The sequence below is a fragment of the Nocardia abscessus genome, assembly GCF_015477775.1.
GTDB lineage: Bacteria > Actinomycetota > Actinomycetes > Mycobacteriales > Mycobacteriaceae > Nocardia > Nocardia abscessus_A.
In genome coordinates this window covers 301,176-319,616 of the sequence record NZ_JADLQO010000003.1, presented here as the reverse complement: position 1 = coordinate 319,616, position 18,441 = coordinate 301,176, and the positions used below count along the sequence as shown (strand labels likewise).

Genomic DNA, 18,441 nt, shown 5'->3' with positions numbered 1-18,441 from the left:
CGCGGTCGGCGCGTACTACATCCGGCTGCGTACGGAGGCCTGGGCTCTGCCGGCGCACCGTAACGCTCCGATCTCCTGATCCGTTCGATCGGAATCCACGTCGGCGGCCGATAGGCCGCCGGACTCTTCGTGCCCTGGCATGGGTCCGGGCGAATCAACCTTCCTGATTCGACCACTCCGTTCGGAGGACACCCATGTCCCGTCATCGTTCTGTTTCGCATGCCCGCGGCAACGGCGGCCACTCCACGACCACGCGCAAGCGGCTGTCGCAGAATTTCCTCACCGATGCCGGCGCCGCCCGGTTGATCGTGCGCACCTCCGGCGTCACCGGCGACGACCTCGTCCTCGAGATCGGACCCGGTGACGGCATGCTGACCAGGCAGTTGCTCGGCACGGCAGGCCGGGTGCGCGCCTATGAGAAGGACCTGCGCTACGCGGCCCTACTGCGCCGTCGATACGCCGACGATCCCCGAATCCGCTTGTACCACCAGGACTTCCGTACCGTGCATCCACCACATGAGCCGTTCGCGGTCGTGGCCAACGTGCCGTTCGCCATCACGACCGACATCGTGCGCTGGTGCCTGGCGGCGCGAGAGCTCACCTGCGCGACCCTGCTCACCCAGCTCGAGTTCGCCCGCAAGCACTCCGGCGCCTACGGCCGGTGGACCAAGCTCACCGTCGGCCACTGGCCCACGACGGCGATCGAACTCGGAGCGCGCGTCGGCAGGCACAGCTTCCATCCGGTGCCACAGGTCGACGCCGCCGTCCTGCGGTTGCGCAACCGGCCCGTCGCGCTGTTGCCACGCGAGCAGATCGGTGACTACCGCCGGGTGGTCGAGCTGGGTTTCTCCGGCGTCGGGGGCAGCGTCGCGGCGTCATTGCGCCGAGAGTTCCCGGCCCGAACCGTGCGCAACGCATGCGCGGTGGCCGGGATACCGCTCGAACAGCCGGTCGGGTTGGTCTCCCCCGATCGCTGGTTGACCCTGTATCACGCGCTGCGCGCCTGACCGGAACCGAGATCGCTACAGGAACGTATCGGATACATTCATGCATCGAGACGTGGACAGGAGCAGCGTGACCAACTTCGGCGACTACCAGAACGAGATCTACTTCCAGGGGCTCGGGGGTGTGCTGCCCGATCTTCCGATGACTTACGCCGACCTGGAGGCGAAGGCCCGCGCGGCACTGCCGCCGGGCATCTGGTCGTATGTGGCGGGCGGTGCGGGCGACGAACTCACCCAGCGCGCCAATGTGACGGCTTTCGAGAAACTGGGCCTGATCCCCCGCATGCTGTGCGCGAGCAAGACGCGCGACCTTTCGATCGAGCTGTTCGGGATGACGCTGCCGACACCGATCTTCCTGGCCCCGGTCGGCGTGATCGGACTGTGCGCCCAGGACGGGCACGGCGACATCGCCACCGCGAAGGCCGCCGCGCGCACCGGCGTCCCGATGGTCGCCTCCACCCTCACCGTCGATCCGCTGGAGAACGTGGCGGCGGAGTTCGGCGACACCCCCGGCATGTTCCAGCTCTACACCCCGACCAACCGGGATCTGGCGCAGAGCCTGGTCCGCCGGGCGGAGGCCGCGGGTTTCAAGGCCATCGTGGTCACCCTGGACACCTGGGTGCCCGGCTGGCGACCGCGCGATCTGGCGATCTCCAACTTTCCGCAGCTGCGCGGGCACTGCCTGGCCAACTACTTCAGCGATCCGGTGTTCCGCGCCTTGCTGCCCAGCCCGCCCGAACAGGACCCGAAAACCGCCATCCTGACCTGGATCTCGCTGTTCGGCAACGCGTTGACCTGGGACGACCTGGCCTGGCTGCGATCGCTGACCGACCTGCCGCTCGTGCTGAAGGGCATTTGTCATCCCGATGACGCGCGGCGAGCCAAGGACGCGGGCGTCGACGGCATCTACTGCTCGAATCACGGCGGCAGACAGGCCAACGGCGGCATCCCGGCGATCGAGCATCTACCGGAGGTGGTGGCGGCGGCCGACGGCCTGCCCGTGCTGTTCGACTCCGGCGTCCGCACCGGCGCCGATATCGTCAAAGCGCTGGCGCTCGGCGCGACGGCCGTGGGTATCGGCCGCCCGTACCCGTACGGGCTCGCCCTCGGCGGCGTCGACGGCCTCGTGCACGTGCTGCGTTCGCTGCTGGCCGAGGCCGACCTGCTCATGGCGGTGGACGGGTACCCGACCATCGCCGACCTCACTCCGGAGGCGATCCGGCGCGTGCCCTGACCCGGTACCGATGCCCGGGGCCGCAGGCCATGCGAAACGCCCCGCGCGTGCGGCTCTGCCCAACGATCGGGCGGGCCCCACGCGCGGGGCGGCTCTCGATCAGGCCGACAGCGGCGTGAAATCGCGGCTGCCGATGTAGCCCGGTCGCGGCGCCGGCGCGGCGAACGGCTCCACGAGCGTGTTGTGCACGCTGTTGAACACCACGAAGATGTTCGATCGCGGGAACGGCGTGATGTTGTTCGACGATCCGTGCATCAGGTTGGAGTCGAACAGCAGCGCCGACCCCGCCCGGCCGGTGAACTGGCTGATCCCGTAGCGGTTCGCCAGCGCGGTGATGTCGTCGGTCGTCGGCACGCCGATCTCCTGCTCCTGCAACGACTCCCGATAGTGCTCCGCCGGGGTGCTGCCCAGGCACGGCACGAAGGTGTGGTGCGAGCCCGGCATCACCATGAGGCTGCCGTTGATCGGGTAATTGTCGGTCAGCGCGATCGACAGGCTCACCGCACGCGGCGCGGGCATGCCGTCCTCGGCGTGCCAGGTCTCGAAATCGGAGTGCCAATAGAAACCGGTGCCGCGGAAGCCGGGCATGTAGTTCACCCGGCTCTGGTGCACGTACACCGGCGATCCCAGCACCTGCTCGGCCAACTGGAGCACCCGCGGCTGACGCACCAGGTCGGCGATCGCCTCGCTCAGCTTGTGCACTTCGAAGACCGAGCGCACCCGGTTCGACGACTTCTCCACGATGACCCGGTCGTCATCGCGCAGGGCCGGGTCGTTCGCGAGCCTGCTGATCTCGCCGCTGAATTCGGTCACTTCGTCGGGCGTGAGCAGCTGGTCGAGGATGGCGAACCCGTCGGCGTCGAACGAGGCGAGCTCCGCGCTCTCGACCTCCCCCCACACCGCGGGGTCGGCACGCTCCAAGTGCGGAGCGGGCGCGCCGAGACGGGTCGGGTAGCGATCGTAGCGAGCCGTCTCGGGCGGGGTTTCGGTGTGCTGCAGAACCATTGGTGTTCTCAACCTCCGATCGTCGCGGCGACCAGCGGGTAGACGCCGTTACTGTCGTGAACCTCCTGCCCGGTCACCGGCGGGTTGAACACGCACATCATCCGCATCGTTGTGCGCACCTCCAGGCGGTGACGTTCGTGTCCGTCGAGCAGGTACATCGAGCCGGGTGCGAGCTCGTAGGTGACGCCGTTGTCCAGATCGGTGAGGGTGCCCTCGCCTTCGACGAGCCACACGGCTTCCACGTGGTGCACATAGTGGAACTCGTGCACCGTCCCCGCGTCAATGGTGGTCTCGTGGAAGGAGAAGCCGACGCCGTCGCCACCGAGGACGATGCGCTTGCTGCGCCAGCCCTCGCCCGCCACGTCACGCTCGGTGCCGGTGATCTCCGCGGTCGTGCGCACGATCATGCGACCGCCCCCATTCCGCCGCACACCGACTCGACGGCGCCGGAGAGGATGTGCAGGCCCTGGTCGAGCTCCTGCTCGGTGACCGTCAGCGGCGGCAGCAGCTTCACCACCTCGTCGGTGGAACCGGAGGTCTCCACCAGCAGGCCGCGCTCGAAGGCGATCTGGCAGACCTTACCCGCCTGCGAGGGGTCGTCGAACACGACGCCATGCACCAAGCCGCGTCCACGGGTCGAGATACCGGGGAAGTATCCGGCCAGCTCACCCAGCGTGCGCGCGATCTTCTCACCCTTGGCCTGGGTGGCGGTCTGCAGGGCGTCGTCGGACCAGTAGTGGCGCAGCGCGGTCGTCGCGGTGACGAACGCCGGGTTGTTGCCGCGGAAGGTGCCGTTGTGCTCACCCGGCGACCACTCGTCCAGCTCGGGCTTGAACAGCACCAGCGCCATCGGCAGGCCGTAGCCGCCGATCGACTTCGACAGCGTCACGATGTCGGGCGTGATGCCTGCGACCTCGAAGGAGAAGAACGGTCCGGTGCGGCCGCAACCCATCTGGACGTCGTCCACGATCAGCAGGATCTCCCGCTCCGCGCACAGACCGGCGAGGTGGCGCAGCCATTCGGCGCGGGCGACGTTGACGCCGCCTTCGCCCTGCACGGTTTCCACGATCACCGCGGCGGGGCGGTCGAAGCCGGACGAGGTGTCGTCGAGCACCTTCTCCATCCACTGGAAGTCGGCGGTGGTGCCGTCGAAGTAGCCGTCGTAGGGCATATGCGCGGCGTGCACCAGCGGCACACCGGCGCCCGCGCGCTTGGCCGCGTTGCCGGTGACCGACAACGCGCCGAGGGTCATGCCGTGGAAGGCGTTGGTGAAGCTGACGATCGTTTCCCGGCCGGTGATCTTGCGCGCCAGCTTCAGCGCGGCCTCGACCGCGTTGGCGCCGGTGGGGCCGGGGAACTGGACCTTGTAGTCCAGGCCGCGCGGGGTGAAGAGGGTGTCGCGCAATGCCTCCAGCAGTTCCCGCTTGGCCGCGGTGGACATGTCCAAGCCGTGGGTGATGCCGTCGCCGGCGATGTAATCCAGCAGCGAGCGCTTGAGCACGTCGTTGTTGTGGCCGTAGTTCAACGCGCCCGCGCCCGCGAAGAAGTCCAGGTAGTCTTTGCCTTCCTCGTCGCGCAGCCAGCTGCCCTTCGCGGTGGTGAACACGGTGGGCCAGGCGCGGCAGTAACCGCGCACGTTCGACTCCAGGCTCTCGAAAACGGTGGTGTCGGCGTTGATCATCGGTGATCCTCCTCGGTGGTGCGGGCGGTCGGGGCGATGCGATACAGGTCTTCGGGTGCGTGGTTGTCGGGGAAGACGCCGGAGTCGAACAAGGGACGCTTGGTCAGTTCCGCGTCCCTCTCCTTCGCCACCGACGTGAACAGCGCGACGGAAGCGGCGTTGTCCGGCGAGATCGTCGTCTCTAGCACCGAAACGCCCTGCGCGGCAACGCTGTTGAGCAAGGTATGCAGCAGCTCGGCGGCGATGCCGCGGCCGCGCGCCGCGCGGTCCACCGCGATCTGCCAGACGAACACGGTGTCGGGGGCCTGCGGGCGGACGAATCCGATCACGTATCCCACCACGCGGCCGTCCGATTCGGCGACCACCGAGGTTCCGGCGAAATCCCGGCACCACAACAGGTAGGCGTAGCTCGAGTTGACGTCGAGCACCGCGGAATCCTTGGCGATTCGCCACATCGGAGCGCCGTCGCCCAACCGGGGCGTGCGCAGGACCACGGCCGGTCCGGTGTCTTTCCGGTTCGGGGTGGCTCCCAGGGCGGCCGCGGCGTTGTCGACGCGCGATCGCTCGATCTCCGCTGGGGACAGGGTTGGCAGTGACATACAACTCCTCGTCGGTCAGCAGTACTTATCCAGGCTTACGAAGCGACTTTGAGGTGAACCAGTCGACTTCTTTACGGTCGTATTACGGATGGATGTCGCCGAGCCGGGGCAACCGCACGACGAATCGCGCGCCCCCGCCCGGCCGGTCGGTGCAATCCACGCGGCCGCCGTGCGTGGCGACCGTCTCGGCGACCAACGCCAGACCGATGCCCGTCCCATCGGGCGAGCGGCGGCCGCTTCGGGCGGTCGCGAATCGCTCGAAGATCCGGGCGCGGTCCGCGGGCGCCACGCCGGGGCCCGCGTCGTCGACGGTGAGCACGGCATCGGTGCCGTCGCGGTCGACGGTGACCGCGAGCACACCGCCGCCGTGCCGGTCGGCGTTGTGCAGCAGGTTGGCCACCGCGCGTTCCAGCTCCACCTTGCGGCCGCGCACGGTGACGTCCTGGCGCACCGTGAGCAGATCGCCCGGGTAGCGCCGGTCGGCCAGGGTGTGGACCAGCAGGTCGCGCACCGACAGCGGCTCGGCGTCGCCGTGGTGCATACCCGCTTCCACCCGCGCCAGCGCGAGCAGATCGTCCAGCAGCTTGCGCAGGTGCTCCACCTCGGCGGTGACCAGGCCGAGCGCCCGCTGCGAACGTTCCGGCAGATCGCCGCGGTGCCGGTTGAGCACATCCACACTGGCCATCAAGGTGGTCAGCGGGGTGCGCAGCTCATGGCTGACGTCACCGAAGAGCCGGTGTTCGCGCTCGATGCGCCGTTGCAGCGAGTCGACCATGGTGTTGAACGATTCGATGGTGATGGCGAGATCCTGGTCCCCGGTCGCGGGCAGCCGCTGGTCGAGGTCGCCGGAGGCGATCCGTGCTGCGGTGCCCGCGAGCTGGTGCAGCGGGGTGAGCACCCGCCTGCTCGCCCACCAGCCGACCGCCGCGCCGATCAGGGTGACCACGGCGGCGCAGCCGATCAGCACATTGCGCAGCAGATCCAGATCGGCGTTGAGATCGGCGGGCGACTCGCTGCCCGCGCTCGCTCGTTGCGCCTCCAGGTAGCCACGGCTGATCACGAACACCGAGACGACCAGGACCAGCGACATCAGCGCGGCGATCGTCGCGAAGACGGCGGTTACCCGGGCGCGCAGGCTCCAGGCGTTCGGACTCCAGCGTTGGACGTCGAGGCAGCGCTCAGCGCCGGACATCGAGGCGATAGCCGAGCCCGCGCACCGTCACCACGACGCGCGGATCGGACGGATCCCGTTCGATCTTCGTGCGCAACCGGCGCATGTGCACGTCCACGATGCGCTCGTCGCCGAAAAACCCACGGTCCCAAACCCGTTCGAGCAACACCGTGCGGCTGAGCACCCGCCCCGGTGACTCGGCCAGCTCACACAGCAAACGGAACTCGGTGAGCGTGAGCCGGATCTCCTCGTCACCGCGGCGCACGACACCGCTGTCCTGGGCGAGCACCAGCGGCGCCGTTTCATCGGCCTCGAGCACCATTTCCTGCGGCGATTCCCGTTCGGCGGTGGGGCGGGAACGCCTGCGCACCGCGCGCATACGGGCGGTGATCTCCTTGATCTCGAACGGCTTGGTGACGAAATCGTCGGCGCCGGCCTCCAGCGCGGCCACTACGTCATGTGTGTCGTCGCGGGCGCTGACCACGATGATCGGAACATCGTGGTCACGGCGGATCTCGCGAATACACTCGAATCCGTCCATGCCACCGAGCATCAGATCGACGATCATCACGTCGGGAACACCATTGCTGCGCAGATGCGTGAGCGCGTCCTCGGCTTCCTCCGCCTCGTCGACGTCGTAGCCCTCGTCCTCCATGGCGAGCCGCAATGCACCACGGACCCGGTCGTCGTCTTCCACGATCATCAGGTTTGCGCTCAAGACCTTATCCCTTGCAGACATGCGGAAGCGCGTCACGATGCGGACAACCGCATCCCCATTCCGACGCGACCTTCCGCTTTTCGAGCAACCCTTGCTCGGCTTCGAGTACCCGTGTTCGCAGCCGGTAAACGTCCGGCAGACCGTTGCGGGCCCCTTCGTTCTTCTCTCGACGCTATACGCCCGGCGGCCTCGGCAGGGCACAGGGGGGACCGGCCCCACCCACAATCCCTGCGACACCGTAGCCTGCCAAGGGTGCAACGATTCATGAAATTAGCTGGGCAGCAAAGGTTTTCGATCGCGAAGCCGAATACCCCTGCGCCCGCATCGACCACGGGCCCGATAGCGAAAGCTCACGTCGAAATCGTGCCCTGCGTCACATACTTCGCCTGTTCCGGTCGCGGAGGCGCGACGGTGACCGGTCTCACGCCCGTTCCAGCGGTCCACCGGCTATCGCGGCGGCTCCAAGCGGTTGAAGTTGCTCGGCGGACGGTCGGAGCTCGGTTCCTGGTACCAGAAACGCAGCTTCCTGTCGTCGAACGTGGCGAACCATTCGTCCCATCCCACCCGGCGCAGTACCGCACCCCCGTACCCCGGGAAGTCGAAGCGCAGGACCCCGAGCCGTCCGTTGTACTCGCTGCCCGGCACGGTCGCGGGCCGGGCGCCACGCTGTTCGGCCCAGCGACGGATCACGTCGTGATTCCTGGTGACGGAAATCCCCTCGGCCTGGGTCGGCGCTGAACCACCCGGCCCGAACCGCGGATTCCGGGTGCGTGGTCGGCGCTGGTCGGTCATGACGAGCTCCTCGAGCCATCGGCATCTGTTCTCCGGCTCCTGTCTGACTACCCGTCGGACATAATCCGCAAACTGGTCGGCCGAACGGCGCACCGCACCGGCGCGGCCCGGTTCGTCCGGCGATCGATGGGTAACCGCCCGATGATCGGCCGGACGCGCGGATCTTGCCGCGGCGCACGGCGATCGCCGACCAGAAGGAGGAGTTCGCATGTCCAGCCTCAGCGCGGCGCAATCGGTCCTACCCACACCCGAGCCGGACCCGGTGCCGCCCATCCCCGAACCGGATCCGGTGCCGCCGATTCCCGAGCCGGACCCCATTCCGGATCCGAATCCCGTTCCTTCGGAACCAGATCCGCATCCGCTGCCGCCGGTGCCCGGCCCCGCGCCGCGACCTCCGGGGCCGTCGCCGGCGCCCCCGGCGCCGGACCCTGGCCGCCCGTCACCGGACCCTGGACTGCCCGGCCCGTCACCGGACCCGGCGCCGCCGAACCCGGTGTAGCGCCCGACGCTCAGTCCCGCAGCGCTTGCTCGCGCAGCGAGTTCAACGTTCTGGACAGGATGCGCGAGACATGCATCTGGGAGACGCCGAGCCGCTCGGCGATCTGGTTCTGCGTCAACGACTCGAAGAATCGCATGATCAGCACTTGGCGCTCCCGCTCGGGAAGCTCCCCGAGCAGAGGTTTCACCGCCATGACATCTTCGACCAGGTCATAGGAGGGCTCCTCGATCCCGAGGCTGTCCAGCAGCGGCTGCGGAGCGCTCTCCGCGTCGGCGCCGACGACCGCGTCGATGGACGACGACTGGTAGGCGTTGCCCGCGATCAGAGCCTGGGTCACTTCGACCAGATCGACGTCCAGCGCCGCCGCGATCTCCCTGGCTCGCGGCATCCGGCCCAGCCGCTGTGACAGCGTTTCGACGGTGGGGCCGATGCTCAGCTGGATCTCTTTCGTCCGGCGCGGCACCCGCACGGCCCAGGTGTTGTCCCGGAAATGCCGCCGGACCTCGCCCATGATGGTGGGCACCGCGAAGGACAGGAACGACGACCCGCGCGCGACGTCGAAGCGGTCGGCGGCCTGCACCAATCCCAGGCGGGCGACCTGCAACAGGTCGTCGAAGTTCTCGCCGCGCCCGGCGAACTTGCGGGCGATGTGCTCGGCCAGGGGAAGACAGCGTTCGATCAGCTCCTGACGCATGGGCTCGCGGCGCGGATCGTCCGGGTCCAGAGCGGCGATCTTCTCGAACAGCGGCTCGATGTTGTCGTAGGTGTCCCCGCGCGACCTCGGCTCACCTGCCATTCGGCGCCCCCCGCACCCAGCTGAAGTCGATCACGGTCGGGTACCCACCCAGCACGCTGTCGTAGGATCCCTGAGCCGCGGCGATCGAGTCGGTCAAGGTCCGCACGATGTGCCAGCCGAAGCCGGCTCGGCCGACCACCGAATCGGTCGCGGCGACCGAGGACACGTGCACGAACATCTTGTCGGTGTCGTAGGTGAACTCGCAGTCGATCATGGAACCGGCGGTCGCGTCCACGATCAGCGAGGTGGCCACCTCGTCGAGCGCGAGCCGGATGTCGGTCACCTCGTCCAGGGCGAAGTCGGCGATGAGGGCAACGGTCTCCGCGAGGGCGCGCAGCATGGTCAACTGCTCCAGCCGGGCGGGTACCCGTACCCCGACTGTCGTCGTCTCGGTAGAGGATCGGAAAGTCCACTCCCCCATTGCCCATCACCACCTTGTCCTCGCAGCCACTGCCCTGTGGCCTGGATACCGCTGCGGGTTCCGGTGAGCCACCGGAACACCGCCGACGCCGCGGACGGTGGAGCAGAAAGACCGCCCGTTCCTCGTCGAGGACGTACCCGCCGCAGGCGGATCGAAACGCCCGTCAGACGTCGTCGATGCGCTCGTGGGCGGTGAGCAGCAGATGATCGAACTCGGTCCGCAGACCCGGCGTGATGCCCGCGAGGCCGGGCAGATCGGCCACCAGACGCGCGGCCAGAGTGCGCAATTTGACGTTGGTTTCCTGCGACCGCCAGCTCAGCACCCGGAACGCCTGCTCGGGGCCGATGCCGTAGACCAGCATGAGCGCGCCCTTCGCCTGTTCGATCACCGCCCTGGCGGCGTAGAGCTCGGGCAGGGCGCCGTCGAGCGTCTCCTGCCGGTGCTCCTCGAGGGTCTCGGTGACGTCGACGTAGTACCCGGCGGTGCCGACCACCGCACCGGACTCGTCGGCCAAACGATCGGCGACCAGGATCACGTGGCGCACGATGCCCGTGGTATCGATGATGCGATGTCGGCTGGAGAACGGTTCCGCGTCCTCGACCGAACGCGCCAATGCGCTGGCCACCGCGTCACGATCCTCCGGATGTTTGTGCCTCAGCAGCAGCTCCGTGGTCGGCGTCACCGTCCCCGGTGCGTAGCCGTGCATCGACGCGACCTCGTCCGACCATTCCCAGCGCTGGTCGGCGAACCAGAATCGGAAACTGCCGACACTCTGCGGCGTTCCCATGCCGATCACCTGATCCAGCGCGAGAGCGTCCTCGGGCTGCACCGACCTACTATCACTCACCGCTGAAGTATCCGATGCCGGTGCACCCGATGTGACCGGATCGGGACGGGTCGCACCGGCAGGCTCCGCGGCGGCGCCCCGCTCAGGCGTCGAGGGCTGTCCGCATGGAGGGGTAACTGGGGAACAACGACCGCACGCCGGTCACCTCGAGTGCCCGCTCCACTCCCGGTCCGCCCGCGACGATTCGCAGATCCGGACGGCCGACCCCGTCCCTGCGCAGCGCGCCGAGCCGTACGGCAGCGCGCAGACTCATGAACCTCGCCGCCCGCAGATCGATCACCACGGCATCGCACGGGGACTGCAACGCACGGTCGACCGTCTCGAAGAACTCGGCCGACACGGCGGCGTCCAACTCGCCTTCGACTCGAACCACCACGCATTCGCGGCGGCGGTCCACCCGCTGTGCCCACAACCGGCTGTCCCTGCGACGCCCCGGTCCCGAACCATTGAGATGCACGCCCTCCGCGTGCTCCCGTAGCAGAGAAATGGCAGACAAGTCGAACCTCCCGTGTAGGGGGTATCCAGTCCTCGGCAGCGCTTTGAGGGCGAAGGACGGCGCGAACGCGAATCGGTTGCCGTGCCGTCCCATCGACCGGCTGCGCCGAATGCGTCGAACCGGGGTCGGCTGTGATCTCAACCTCCCTACAGTGTGGCACGGCCGACCCGCTATCGACAGCGTTCGGTAGGAGAACGTGACCGCCGCCGGACGCTCCACCCACCGTTACGAACCGACCGTTCGGCTGGCGATATGGCCGCTGAAGTGGGGTTTCATCGGGCCGCCCCGGGGCATACCCCGAACATCTATCCCGAACGTCACGCGATGCCGGTCGTAGGGCAGCCGCGCGGATTCGCGCGCCCGCGACGAGAACGGAGCACCCGGTGAAGATTGCCATGGTTTCCGAAGACGCCAGCCCGCTCGCCGAGGAAGGTCCCGCCGATGGGCGCGGCCGGGGCCGGTACGTGGCCGAACTGTCCGCGGCGTATGCGCGGCGCGGGCACGAGGTGACGGTCTATACCCGGCGCACCGCTTCGCGCGCACCCGCCGAACTGATCGCCGAGGGCGGCTACCGGGTGGTACACGTCCAAGCCGGACCGCCGACTCCGCTACCGATCGATCGGACCCTGCCCTATCTCGGCGACTTCGGCACCTTCCTGCGGCGGCACTGGACCGCCGAGCAACCGGACCTCGTGCACGCGCACTACTGGAAGTCCGGGCTCGCCGCCGAACTCGCGTCACGCGCGCACGGCATTCCGGTGGTGCTGACCTTCCACGGGCTCGGCACCGTGCAGCGACGCAGCGAAGGTCTCGCCGACCCGAGCCCTCGCTCGCGCATCCGATTCGAGCGGCTCATCGCGACGCGAGCGGCGCACGTCGTGGCGACCTGCTCCGAGGAGGTCGCGGAGCTGGCCAGGATGGGCGTGCCGCGATTCCGCATCTCGATGGTGCCGTGCGGGGTGGATCTCACCACGTTCACCCCGGAGGGCGCCGCCGCCGACCGGCATGCCACGTACCGATTGCTCGCGGCGGGAGAGTTGGTGCGGCGCAGCGGATTCGACCCGGTCATCCGGGCGCTGCCGGACCTCCCGGACACCGAGCTGGTGATCGCGGGCGGCCCCGCCGCCGATGACGAAGACGACGCCGAAGGCCGCAGGCTGCGCCGCATCGCATCGGATCACGGTGTGCGCGAACGACTTCGGCTGGCCGGATCGGTGTCGCGGCCGATGTTGCCGCGGCTGTACCGCTCCGCCGACGTCGTGCTCTGCACCCCCTGGTACGAGCCATCGGGCCGGGTGGCGCTGGAGGCGATGGCGTGCGGGAAGCCGGTGGTCGCCACCGCGGTCGGCGGTCTGCTGGACACGGTGGTCGACGGCGTCACCGGACGGTTCGTCGCACCGCCCGAACCCGACGCGATCGCACGGGCGGTGCGCCCGCTGCTCACCGACTCGACGTTGCGCGAAACATGGGGTGCGGCAGGCTATCAGCGAGCCGCGAGCCGGAATTCGTGGGATCGGGTGGCGACCGAGACGCTCAGCGCCTACCACCGCGGCGCCCCCGCCCGCGCGGGAGAGGTCGTGTCCTGGGCCCGGTGAGCCTGGGCCCGGTGAGTCAGCAGTGGTCGGCTTCGGCGTCCTTCTCGGACGCGCGGCGCCAGCGCCACGGCGCGACGAGCCAGGTCGAGACGAACAGCGCGACGGTGACCACGCCGGTCACCACCGCCGCGATCGCCCCGGTCACGTAGTCCACCACGAGAACCACCGCCCCGATCAAGGCCAGCCCCAGCAGCGCGACGCCTGCCATCGCACAGCGGTGCGCCGCGGCGACGACGTTGCCCAAGCGGTGCCTGCGGAACAAGATCCGATGCCAGGACACCGGCGCGATCAAGAACACAGTCGCGCCGACCACCGCGGCCAGCGTGGCTATATACAGAGCCCGCATCCCCGGTGACAGCGTGCCGAACGACGCCTGGAACGGCAGGATCAGCAACGCCCCGAACAGGAACTGCACACCGGTCTGCACCACGCGCAGTTCCTGGACCAGGCTGCCCCAGTTCCGATCGAGTCGTTCGAGTTCGGTCTCGCCACGCGCGCGGCGCGCCCAGTCGTCGTCATTCTCGGGCACGCGCCGCCTCCTGGCGATTGCGTTTCTTGATCGCCTCGACGAGTTCGTCCTTGGTCATCCGTGAGCGCCCGGAAATCGCCAGCCGCCGGGCGATGGCCAGCAGATGCTCCTTCGAAGCGTTGGCATTCACGCCCTCGGCGGTCTCTCCCCGCGCGTTCGGGCCGCGCTGTTCGGCTCGTTCGTCGGAGGGGCCGCGGCTGGGTTTGGGCTCCCAACGGTCGCCGACCCGCTCGTAACTGTGCTTCAGCGCGGCGTAAGCGACGCGGTAGGCGCGTTCCTCGTCGCCGTCGTACTGTTCGAGCGCGGCGTCGTGCGCCTCGGCGAAGGTGCGCTGCGCCTTCTGCTCCGACCGCTGCAGGGTGCTCGGCAACTCGGACTTCTCGACTCCACCGCGTGCGGTCGTCTTGGGCATGAGTCGCTCCTTTCGGTCCCGAAGCCGATGGTCCGAAAGCCCCGTACGACGCCGCGCGCGGCCCCCGGTATCGGGTCGCATACCCGGAGAAACGCCGATTAACCCGGCGTCCGCCGGGTACCACCGCTGCATGGTTGCGACTACCGATCAGCTGCTCCACGCGCTCACCCGCACGGTGAACGCACTGGCCGCGACGGACATCCGTTTCGCGGTGGCGGGCGGCTGCGCGGTCTACGCCCGCGGCGGCCCCGCCTCCCAGCACGACGTCGACATCTTCGTGAAACCGGAGGACAGCGCGCGGGCGATCCAGACACTGGCCCGCGCGGGTCTGCGGGTGTGCGACCCGCCGGAGAACTGGCTGCGCAAGGTCTACGCCGACGACATTCTCGTCGACGTGATCCACCGCCCGAATGATCGCGACGTGACCGACGAACTGCTCGACCGGGCCACGGAAATGCGGATCGGGCCCGCCAAGGCTCCGGTGATCAGCGGTACCGATCTCATGGTGGACAAGATGCTGGTCTTCGACGCGCACCGCCTCGATTTGAGCCCGATCCTGCACATCGCGCGCGACCTACGCGAACAGGTGGACTGGGAGTCGGCGCGCGAGCAGACCAAGGCCTCGCCCTACGCGCGGGCCTTCATGGGCCTGCTGGACGATCTCGGCATCACCCGCACCGGAAAGGTGGAGTAGATGGAGCAGCCGCAATACCTCGTCGCCCGACTGCGCCGGGCGCTCGCCGAGGACCCTCGCACCGCCGAACTCGGTGTGCAGGTGACCATTCGCGGTGACGTCGTGGTGCTCGGCGGCGAGGTCAGCAGCGAGCAGCGTAAACAGCAGATGGAAACCATTGTGCGCGAGCAGCTTCCGTCCGCGCGGATCCACAACGACGTCCATGTCACCCGTCCCACGGCGCCCGTCGACACCGAGACGATGGAGCAGGACGGACCCGAAAGGAGTTGAGCGGCATGCGGATAGCCGCGGTCGGCGACGTACATCTAGGCTCGGATTCGCAAGGGCAGTGGCGGCCCGCCCTGCACGACCTCCCTTCGCGCGCGGACGCGCTCTTGCTGGCGGGCGACCTGACGCGCCACGGCACCGTCGACGAAGCGAGGGTCGTCGCGGCGGAGTTCGCCGAGTTGGGCGTGCCGGTCGTCGCCGTTCTCGGCAACCACGATTACCACGGCGACGCCGAAGAGGAGATCGCCACCGTCCTCGACGACCACGGCATCACGGTCTTGGAAGGGTCCGCGGTAACCCTGAACCTCGACGGGAGCACGCTCGGGGTCGCGGGCACGAAGGGCTTCGGCGGCGGGTTCGCGGGCAAATGCGCGAGCGTCTTCGGGGAACCCATCATGCGAGAATTCGCCGCGCACACCGTGGACGTGGCCGCCGCGCTCGGCGAGGCGCTGGCGACATTGGACACCGACGTCACCGTCGCGCTCACGCACTACTCCCCGATCAGCGACACCTTGCACGGCGAGCCGAGGGAGATCTACCCGTTCCTCGGGTCCTACCTGCTCGGCGAGGCGATCGATGAGCACGGCGCCGACCTGGCGTTGCACGGGCACGCGCACGCGGGAGCGGAGCGCGGCACCACGCCGGGCGGCATCCGGGTGCGCAATGTCGCCCAGCCGGTGATCCGTGCGGCGTACGCGGTCTACGACCTGCACCCTGCCGCGGTCTGAGCGGGCCGAGCTCAGAAGTCGGTCGAGATGGCCTCCACCGTGCTGCCGGACTGGGTGTTGTCCACCATGGTCGCGACATCGGCCTGCGCGATGATGCCCACCAGCCGGCCCTGCTCCAGCACCGGCACGCGGCGTACCTGATGCTGCGACATCACCGACATCACCTTGCGCACGTCGTCGTCGGCGTCCACGGTGACCAACTCTCCGCCGAGCTCGCCCGCGTCGACCCCGAGCGGGTCCTTACGCTGGGCGATCACTTTGACGACGATGTCGCGGTCGGTGAGCATTCCCTTCAACTTGTTGTCCTCACCGCAGATGGGCAAGGCGCCGACGTTCAGCTCCGCCATTCGCTGGGCGGCCGCCACCACCGTGTCGCTGGAGCGGACGCATTCCACATTCGGGGTCATGATGTCCCGTGCTGTTGTCATCGGGGTCCTCCTGGGACTTCTCGCCGTACGAGCGCCCACTGATCGGGCTGCTCGCTCACGTCGTACCCCCGTTTCGGATCCGCTAACGCGGGCATCCGTCCGGTATGGCCGCCCCGGATGATCCGAGTCGAACGCTCCGGGCCCCGGGGGCGGCCCCGCACCGAAATCGTTGCCGCCCAAGAGAAAGGACATCCGATGCTGCCAGCACCGAACGAGTCGAGCGCGGGATCCGGCGCTGGGGAGCAGCACCGGTCCCACACGTTCCCCGACGACACCCGCACCTCCCGCTCACACGCCGGAGAATCCATCGAGGACGCCCGTAACTGGCCCGGGATCATCCTGGTCGCCATCGGCATCGTGAGCCTCGCGCTCACGCTGACCGCCGCCGGATACGGATTCGCGGGCTGGGCGGTGATCGCCGGGGTGGTCAGCGGTCTCTGCATCCTCGTCGGCGTCCTCGTGATCGTCGCCGAGCACCGCCGGATCAAGGTACGCGAAGGCAAACGGCTGCGGGACGCCGCCGGTCACTGATCGGCGGTCGATTCTGAGGGAGAAAGAATGACACACCAGCTCAACCGGCCCTTCGGTCGCCTTGCCCTGCTCGTCGGCGCGCTGGCGGCCGGTTCGGCGCTCACCGCATGTTCGAACGACGTGGCCGATCCGGGCGCGTCGACGCCCGAGCCGGCGACCGTCTCGATCACCATGCCGGGCCCGACCACCGCGCAGGTGCCGAACACCGACCAGATCACCGCGGAAGACGCGCAGCAGCTGTGCGACATGATGCGCGCCGATATCGATACCTGGCGCGGACAGGGCGCGACGGTGGCCAAGGTGACGTTCAACGGCACCGTGCACAACTGGGCGGCCCGCAACGGCGGCCTGAACGATATGGTCGTCACCGACCGCGGCAGGATCGACGCCATCACCACGCAGAACTGCCCCGACGTGCGTCAGCAAGCTGTCGAGGCGCTCGATGTGCCGGATCTGGCCTCGGCGCTGGCGGGGTTCGGCCGATGAGCGCCCTGGGCAGGCCCGGCCGGATGGGCATAGCCGTTCTGGCGGCGCTGGCACTGAGTGCGGCTGGGTGCGGCGACGAGCCGGAGAAGATCGTGAACAAGGGCGGCGACACCCCTTGCAACGAATACGTCGCCCAGGATCCCGACAAGCAGCGCATCACCACCGAGAAGTTCCTCGAGCAGGAACGCGAAGGCGAGGGGACGCCCGACGCGCGGACCGTCGATGCCGCTATCGCGGCGATCAAGCTGATGTGCGCGGCACAGGCCAATCCGGACACCCCGATCCGGAAGGCCGATCTCACCGGCATTTTCGTGCCGAAATAACGCGCCACGCAAATACCGCTCCCACCGTGGTCATCCAGGCGCCGAACCCGGTGGGAGTACCGCCGGACTGCGGCGCAACCCTCGACAACGGCGTCGAGGAGCGCACTGACCGGCGGGCTTCGAGACGCGTCTACCTCGAAGCTTTGTGGCACACCCGCCCCGGGCCGCCGACGACGTCGACCCGGTGGCGGGGTCCGTGCCCATAGCGCCGAATCTGGAGGCATTCCGTGACTGTCACGCTCGCGCTGCGCGCTCACGGGCTGCGGGAGCTCTTGACCGCGATTCCCGCCCTGCGCGCCCTGCACGACGCCCACCCGCGACACCGGCTCGTCCTCGCCGCACCCGGCTGGCTACGGCCCGTGATCGAATTGGCGAATTGCGTCGACGACCTGCACGCCACACCGATGGCGAGCGCACTGCGCTGGAACGCGCCACCGCCCACTTTCGCGGTCGATCTGCACAGCGCCGCGGCCGAGAGCACCGGTGCACTGCTCGCGCTCGATCCGGAGCGGACGATCGCCTATCGTCACAAAGATTTTCCCCAGCTGCCGGGCCCACAGTGGGAGCCCGGCCTGCACGAGACGGTGCGGTGGTGCCGACTGCTGGAATGGGCGGGCATCCCCGCCGACCCGGCGCGACTGGACATCACCCCGCCGCCGGAGAGCACCGGCGAGCGCCGCTGCATCGTCGTCTATCCCGGCGGTGCGCCTGCCCGCCGCTGGCCCGCCGAGCGGTTCGCAGCCGTGGCGGCCGGCCTGGGCGACTGGGGCTGCCCGGTGCGTGTCGTCGGCAGTGCCGCAGACCGCCCGCTCGCACGGGACGTGGCCGAACAGGCCGGACTCCCCGAAAGCAGTGTGCTGGCAGGGGAACTCACGCTGCGGCAGCTGGCCGTGACCGTGGCCGACGCGGCTCTCGTGCTGAGCGGCGACACCGGTGTGGGGCATCTGGCCACGGCGTTCGGCACCCCGTCGGTGCTGATCTTCGGCCCCGATTCGCCCGCGATCTGGGGGCCGCCGCCCGAGCGCGAGGCGCATGTCGCCCTCTGGGCCGGGCGGGTGAGCGATCCACTGGCGGACACTCCCGCGCCCGGACTTTCGATGATCAGCGCGGCCGAAGTGCTCGCCGCGGCGGATCGGCAGCTCAGCGGTCGGGTGCGGGTGTGACGAGGATGCGGCACGGGCGTTT

At 68.8% G+C, this 18,441-nt stretch carries 25 protein-coding genes; 11 read left to right on the top strand and 14 right to left on the bottom strand.

Going from position 1 to position 18,441, the window contains the following annotated elements; translation table 11 throughout:
• Positions 1-194 precede the first annotated feature (194 nt).
• Together erm and IU450_RS12145 are read left to right on the top strand one after the other, a co-directional pair.
• Positions 195-1,007: a 23S ribosomal RNA methyltransferase Erm gene (gene erm / locus IU450_RS12150; RefSeq protein ID WP_195149873.1), complete on the top strand. Its 813-nt coding sequence runs from the start codon at positions 195-197 to the stop codon at positions 1,005-1,007.
• Between the two features lie 67 nt (positions 1,008-1,074).
• Positions 1,075-2,238 carry a lactate 2-monooxygenase gene (locus tag IU450_RS12145; RefSeq protein WP_324197641.1) on the top strand — a complete coding sequence of 388 codons (1,164 nt, stop codon included), beginning with the start codon at positions 1,075-1,077 and terminating at the stop codon, positions 2,236-2,238.
• A 99-nt stretch (positions 2,239-2,337) separates the two neighbouring features.
• Here the strand turns inward: IU450_RS12145 and thpD are convergent, their stop codons facing one another.
• The 7 genes from thpD to IU450_RS12110 form a co-directional block, all read right to left on the bottom strand.
• Positions 2,338-3,243, bottom strand: coding sequence for an ectoine hydroxylase (gene thpD, locus IU450_RS12140; RefSeq protein WP_195149871.1), 906 nt, complete (start codon positions 3,241-3,243; stop codon positions 2,338-2,340).
• Positions 3,244-3,251: 8 nt separating this feature from the next.
• Entirely contained in the window at positions 3,252-3,650 is a 399-nt protein-coding gene (locus IU450_RS12135) for an ectoine synthase (protein ID WP_063018406.1), read from the bottom strand.
• A complete protein-coding gene (gene ectB / locus IU450_RS12130; protein ID WP_195149870.1) occupies positions 3,647-4,924 on the bottom strand; it encodes a diaminobutyrate--2-oxoglutarate transaminase in 1,278 nt (425 codons plus the stop codon). The genes IU450_RS12135 and ectB overlap by 4 nt, the downstream gene beginning before the upstream one ends.
• Positions 4,921-5,523, bottom strand: coding sequence for a diaminobutyrate acetyltransferase (ectA, locus tag IU450_RS12125; protein WP_195149869.1), 603 nt, complete (start codon positions 5,521-5,523; stop codon positions 4,921-4,923). Before ectA ends, ectB begins: the two co-directional genes overlap by 4 nt.
• Positions 5,524-5,605: 82 nt before the next feature.
• Positions 5,606-6,715, bottom strand: a complete 1,110-nt coding sequence (locus IU450_RS12120) for a sensor histidine kinase (RefSeq protein WP_195149868.1) — start codon at positions 6,713-6,715, stop codon at positions 5,606-5,608.
• Positions 6,702-7,412, bottom strand: coding sequence for a response regulator transcription factor (locus IU450_RS12115; RefSeq protein ID WP_195149867.1), 711 nt, complete (start codon positions 7,410-7,412; stop codon positions 6,702-6,704). Before IU450_RS12115 ends, IU450_RS12120 begins: the two co-directional genes overlap by 14 nt.
• A 447-nt stretch (positions 7,413-7,859) precedes the next feature.
• On the bottom strand, positions 7,860-8,204 hold the full coding sequence (locus tag IU450_RS12110; RefSeq protein ID WP_043691467.1) for a hypothetical protein: 345 nt from the start codon (positions 8,202-8,204) through the stop codon (positions 7,860-7,862).
• Between the two features lie 208 nt (positions 8,205-8,412).
• Between IU450_RS12110 and IU450_RS12105 the strand changes: the two genes are divergently transcribed.
• Positions 8,413-8,703, top strand: a complete 291-nt coding sequence (locus IU450_RS12105) for a hypothetical protein (RefSeq protein ID WP_195149866.1) — start codon at positions 8,413-8,415, stop codon at positions 8,701-8,703.
• A gap of 10 nt (positions 8,704-8,713) precedes the next feature.
• Here IU450_RS12105 and IU450_RS12100 read toward each other — a convergent pair whose 3' ends face one another.
• The 4 genes from IU450_RS12100 to IU450_RS12085 form a co-directional block, all read right to left on the bottom strand.
• The gene (locus IU450_RS12100; RefSeq protein ID WP_195149865.1) at positions 8,714-9,499 is read right to left on the bottom strand and encodes an RNA polymerase sigma factor SigF; all 786 of its coding nucleotides are present in this window, start codon (positions 9,497-9,499) and stop codon (positions 8,714-8,716) included.
• Positions 9,489-9,920, bottom strand: coding sequence for an ATP-binding protein (locus IU450_RS12095; protein ID WP_195149864.1), 432 nt, complete (start codon positions 9,918-9,920; stop codon positions 9,489-9,491). Before IU450_RS12095 ends, IU450_RS12100 begins: the two co-directional genes overlap by 11 nt.
• A 163-nt stretch (positions 9,921-10,083) precedes the next feature.
• On the bottom strand, positions 10,084-10,707 hold the full coding sequence (locus tag IU450_RS12090) for a PAS and ANTAR domain-containing protein (protein WP_195150038.1): 624 nt from the start codon (positions 10,705-10,707) through the stop codon (positions 10,084-10,086).
• A 142-nt stretch (positions 10,708-10,849) separates the two neighbouring features.
• A complete protein-coding gene (locus IU450_RS12085; protein WP_195149863.1) occupies positions 10,850-11,263 on the bottom strand; it encodes an STAS domain-containing protein in 414 nt (137 codons plus the stop codon).
• 383 nt (positions 11,264-11,646) lie between these two features.
• Between IU450_RS12085 and IU450_RS12080 the strand changes: the two genes are divergently transcribed.
• Positions 11,647-12,858, top strand: a complete 1,212-nt coding sequence (locus tag IU450_RS12080; protein ID WP_195149862.1) for a glycosyltransferase — start codon at positions 11,647-11,649, stop codon at positions 12,856-12,858.
• 16 nt (positions 12,859-12,874) lie between these two features.
• Here the strand turns inward: IU450_RS12080 and IU450_RS12075 are convergent, their stop codons facing one another.
• Together IU450_RS12075 and IU450_RS12070 are read right to left on the bottom strand one after the other, a co-directional pair.
• On the bottom strand, positions 12,875-13,387 hold the full coding sequence (locus IU450_RS12075; protein WP_324197640.1) for a DUF6328 family protein: 513 nt from the start codon (positions 13,385-13,387) through the stop codon (positions 12,875-12,877).
• On the bottom strand, positions 13,374-13,799 hold the full coding sequence (locus IU450_RS12070; protein ID WP_195149861.1) for a ChaB family protein: 426 nt from the start codon (positions 13,797-13,799) through the stop codon (positions 13,374-13,376). The genes IU450_RS12075 and IU450_RS12070 overlap by 14 nt, the downstream gene beginning before the upstream one ends.
• Positions 13,800-13,929: 130 nt before the next feature.
• On the opposite strand from IU450_RS12070, the gene IU450_RS12065 reads away from it, so the two are divergent.
• Genes IU450_RS12065 through IU450_RS12060 form a run of 3 tightly spaced genes read left to right on the top strand, consistent with a single transcriptional unit; the run spans position 13,930 to position 15,488 of the window.
• Positions 13,930-14,493, top strand: coding sequence for a nucleotidyltransferase family protein (locus IU450_RS12065; RefSeq protein ID WP_043691449.1), 564 nt, complete (start codon positions 13,930-13,932; stop codon positions 14,491-14,493).
• A complete protein-coding gene (locus tag IU450_RS39630; RefSeq protein ID WP_181725252.1) occupies positions 14,494-14,763 on the top strand; it encodes a BON domain-containing protein in 270 nt (89 codons plus the stop codon).
• 5 nt (positions 14,764-14,768) lie between these two features.
• Complete coding sequence (locus IU450_RS12060; protein WP_195149860.1) at positions 14,769-15,488, top strand: metallophosphoesterase family protein; 720 nt, start codon at positions 14,769-14,771, stop codon at positions 15,486-15,488.
• An 11-nt stretch (positions 15,489-15,499) separates the two neighbouring features.
• Here the strand turns inward: IU450_RS12060 and IU450_RS12055 are convergent, their stop codons facing one another.
• Positions 15,500-15,916: a CBS domain-containing protein gene (locus IU450_RS12055; RefSeq protein WP_195149859.1), complete on the bottom strand. Its 417-nt coding sequence runs from the start codon at positions 15,914-15,916 to the stop codon at positions 15,500-15,502.
• Between the two features lie 195 nt (positions 15,917-16,111).
• Between IU450_RS12055 and IU450_RS12050 the strand changes: the two genes are divergently transcribed.
• The 4 genes from IU450_RS12050 to IU450_RS12035 all read left to right on the top strand — a co-directional run bounded on the left by IU450_RS12050 (position 16,112) and on the right by IU450_RS12035 (position 18,419).
• Positions 16,112-16,447, top strand: coding sequence for a hypothetical protein (locus tag IU450_RS12050; protein WP_195149858.1), 336 nt, complete (start codon positions 16,112-16,114; stop codon positions 16,445-16,447).
• 27 nt (positions 16,448-16,474) lie between these two features.
• On the top strand, positions 16,475-16,933 hold the full coding sequence (locus IU450_RS12045) for a hypothetical protein (RefSeq protein ID WP_195149857.1): 459 nt from the start codon (positions 16,475-16,477) through the stop codon (positions 16,931-16,933).
• Positions 16,930-17,256, top strand: coding sequence for a hypothetical protein (locus IU450_RS12040; protein ID WP_195149856.1), 327 nt, complete (start codon positions 16,930-16,932; stop codon positions 17,254-17,256). Before IU450_RS12045 ends, IU450_RS12040 begins: the two co-directional genes overlap by 4 nt.
• Positions 17,257-17,483: 227 nt before the next feature.
• A complete protein-coding gene (locus IU450_RS12035; RefSeq protein ID WP_195149855.1) occupies positions 17,484-18,419 on the top strand; it encodes a glycosyltransferase family 9 protein in 936 nt (311 codons plus the stop codon).
• Positions 18,420-18,441 lie beyond the last annotated feature (22 nt).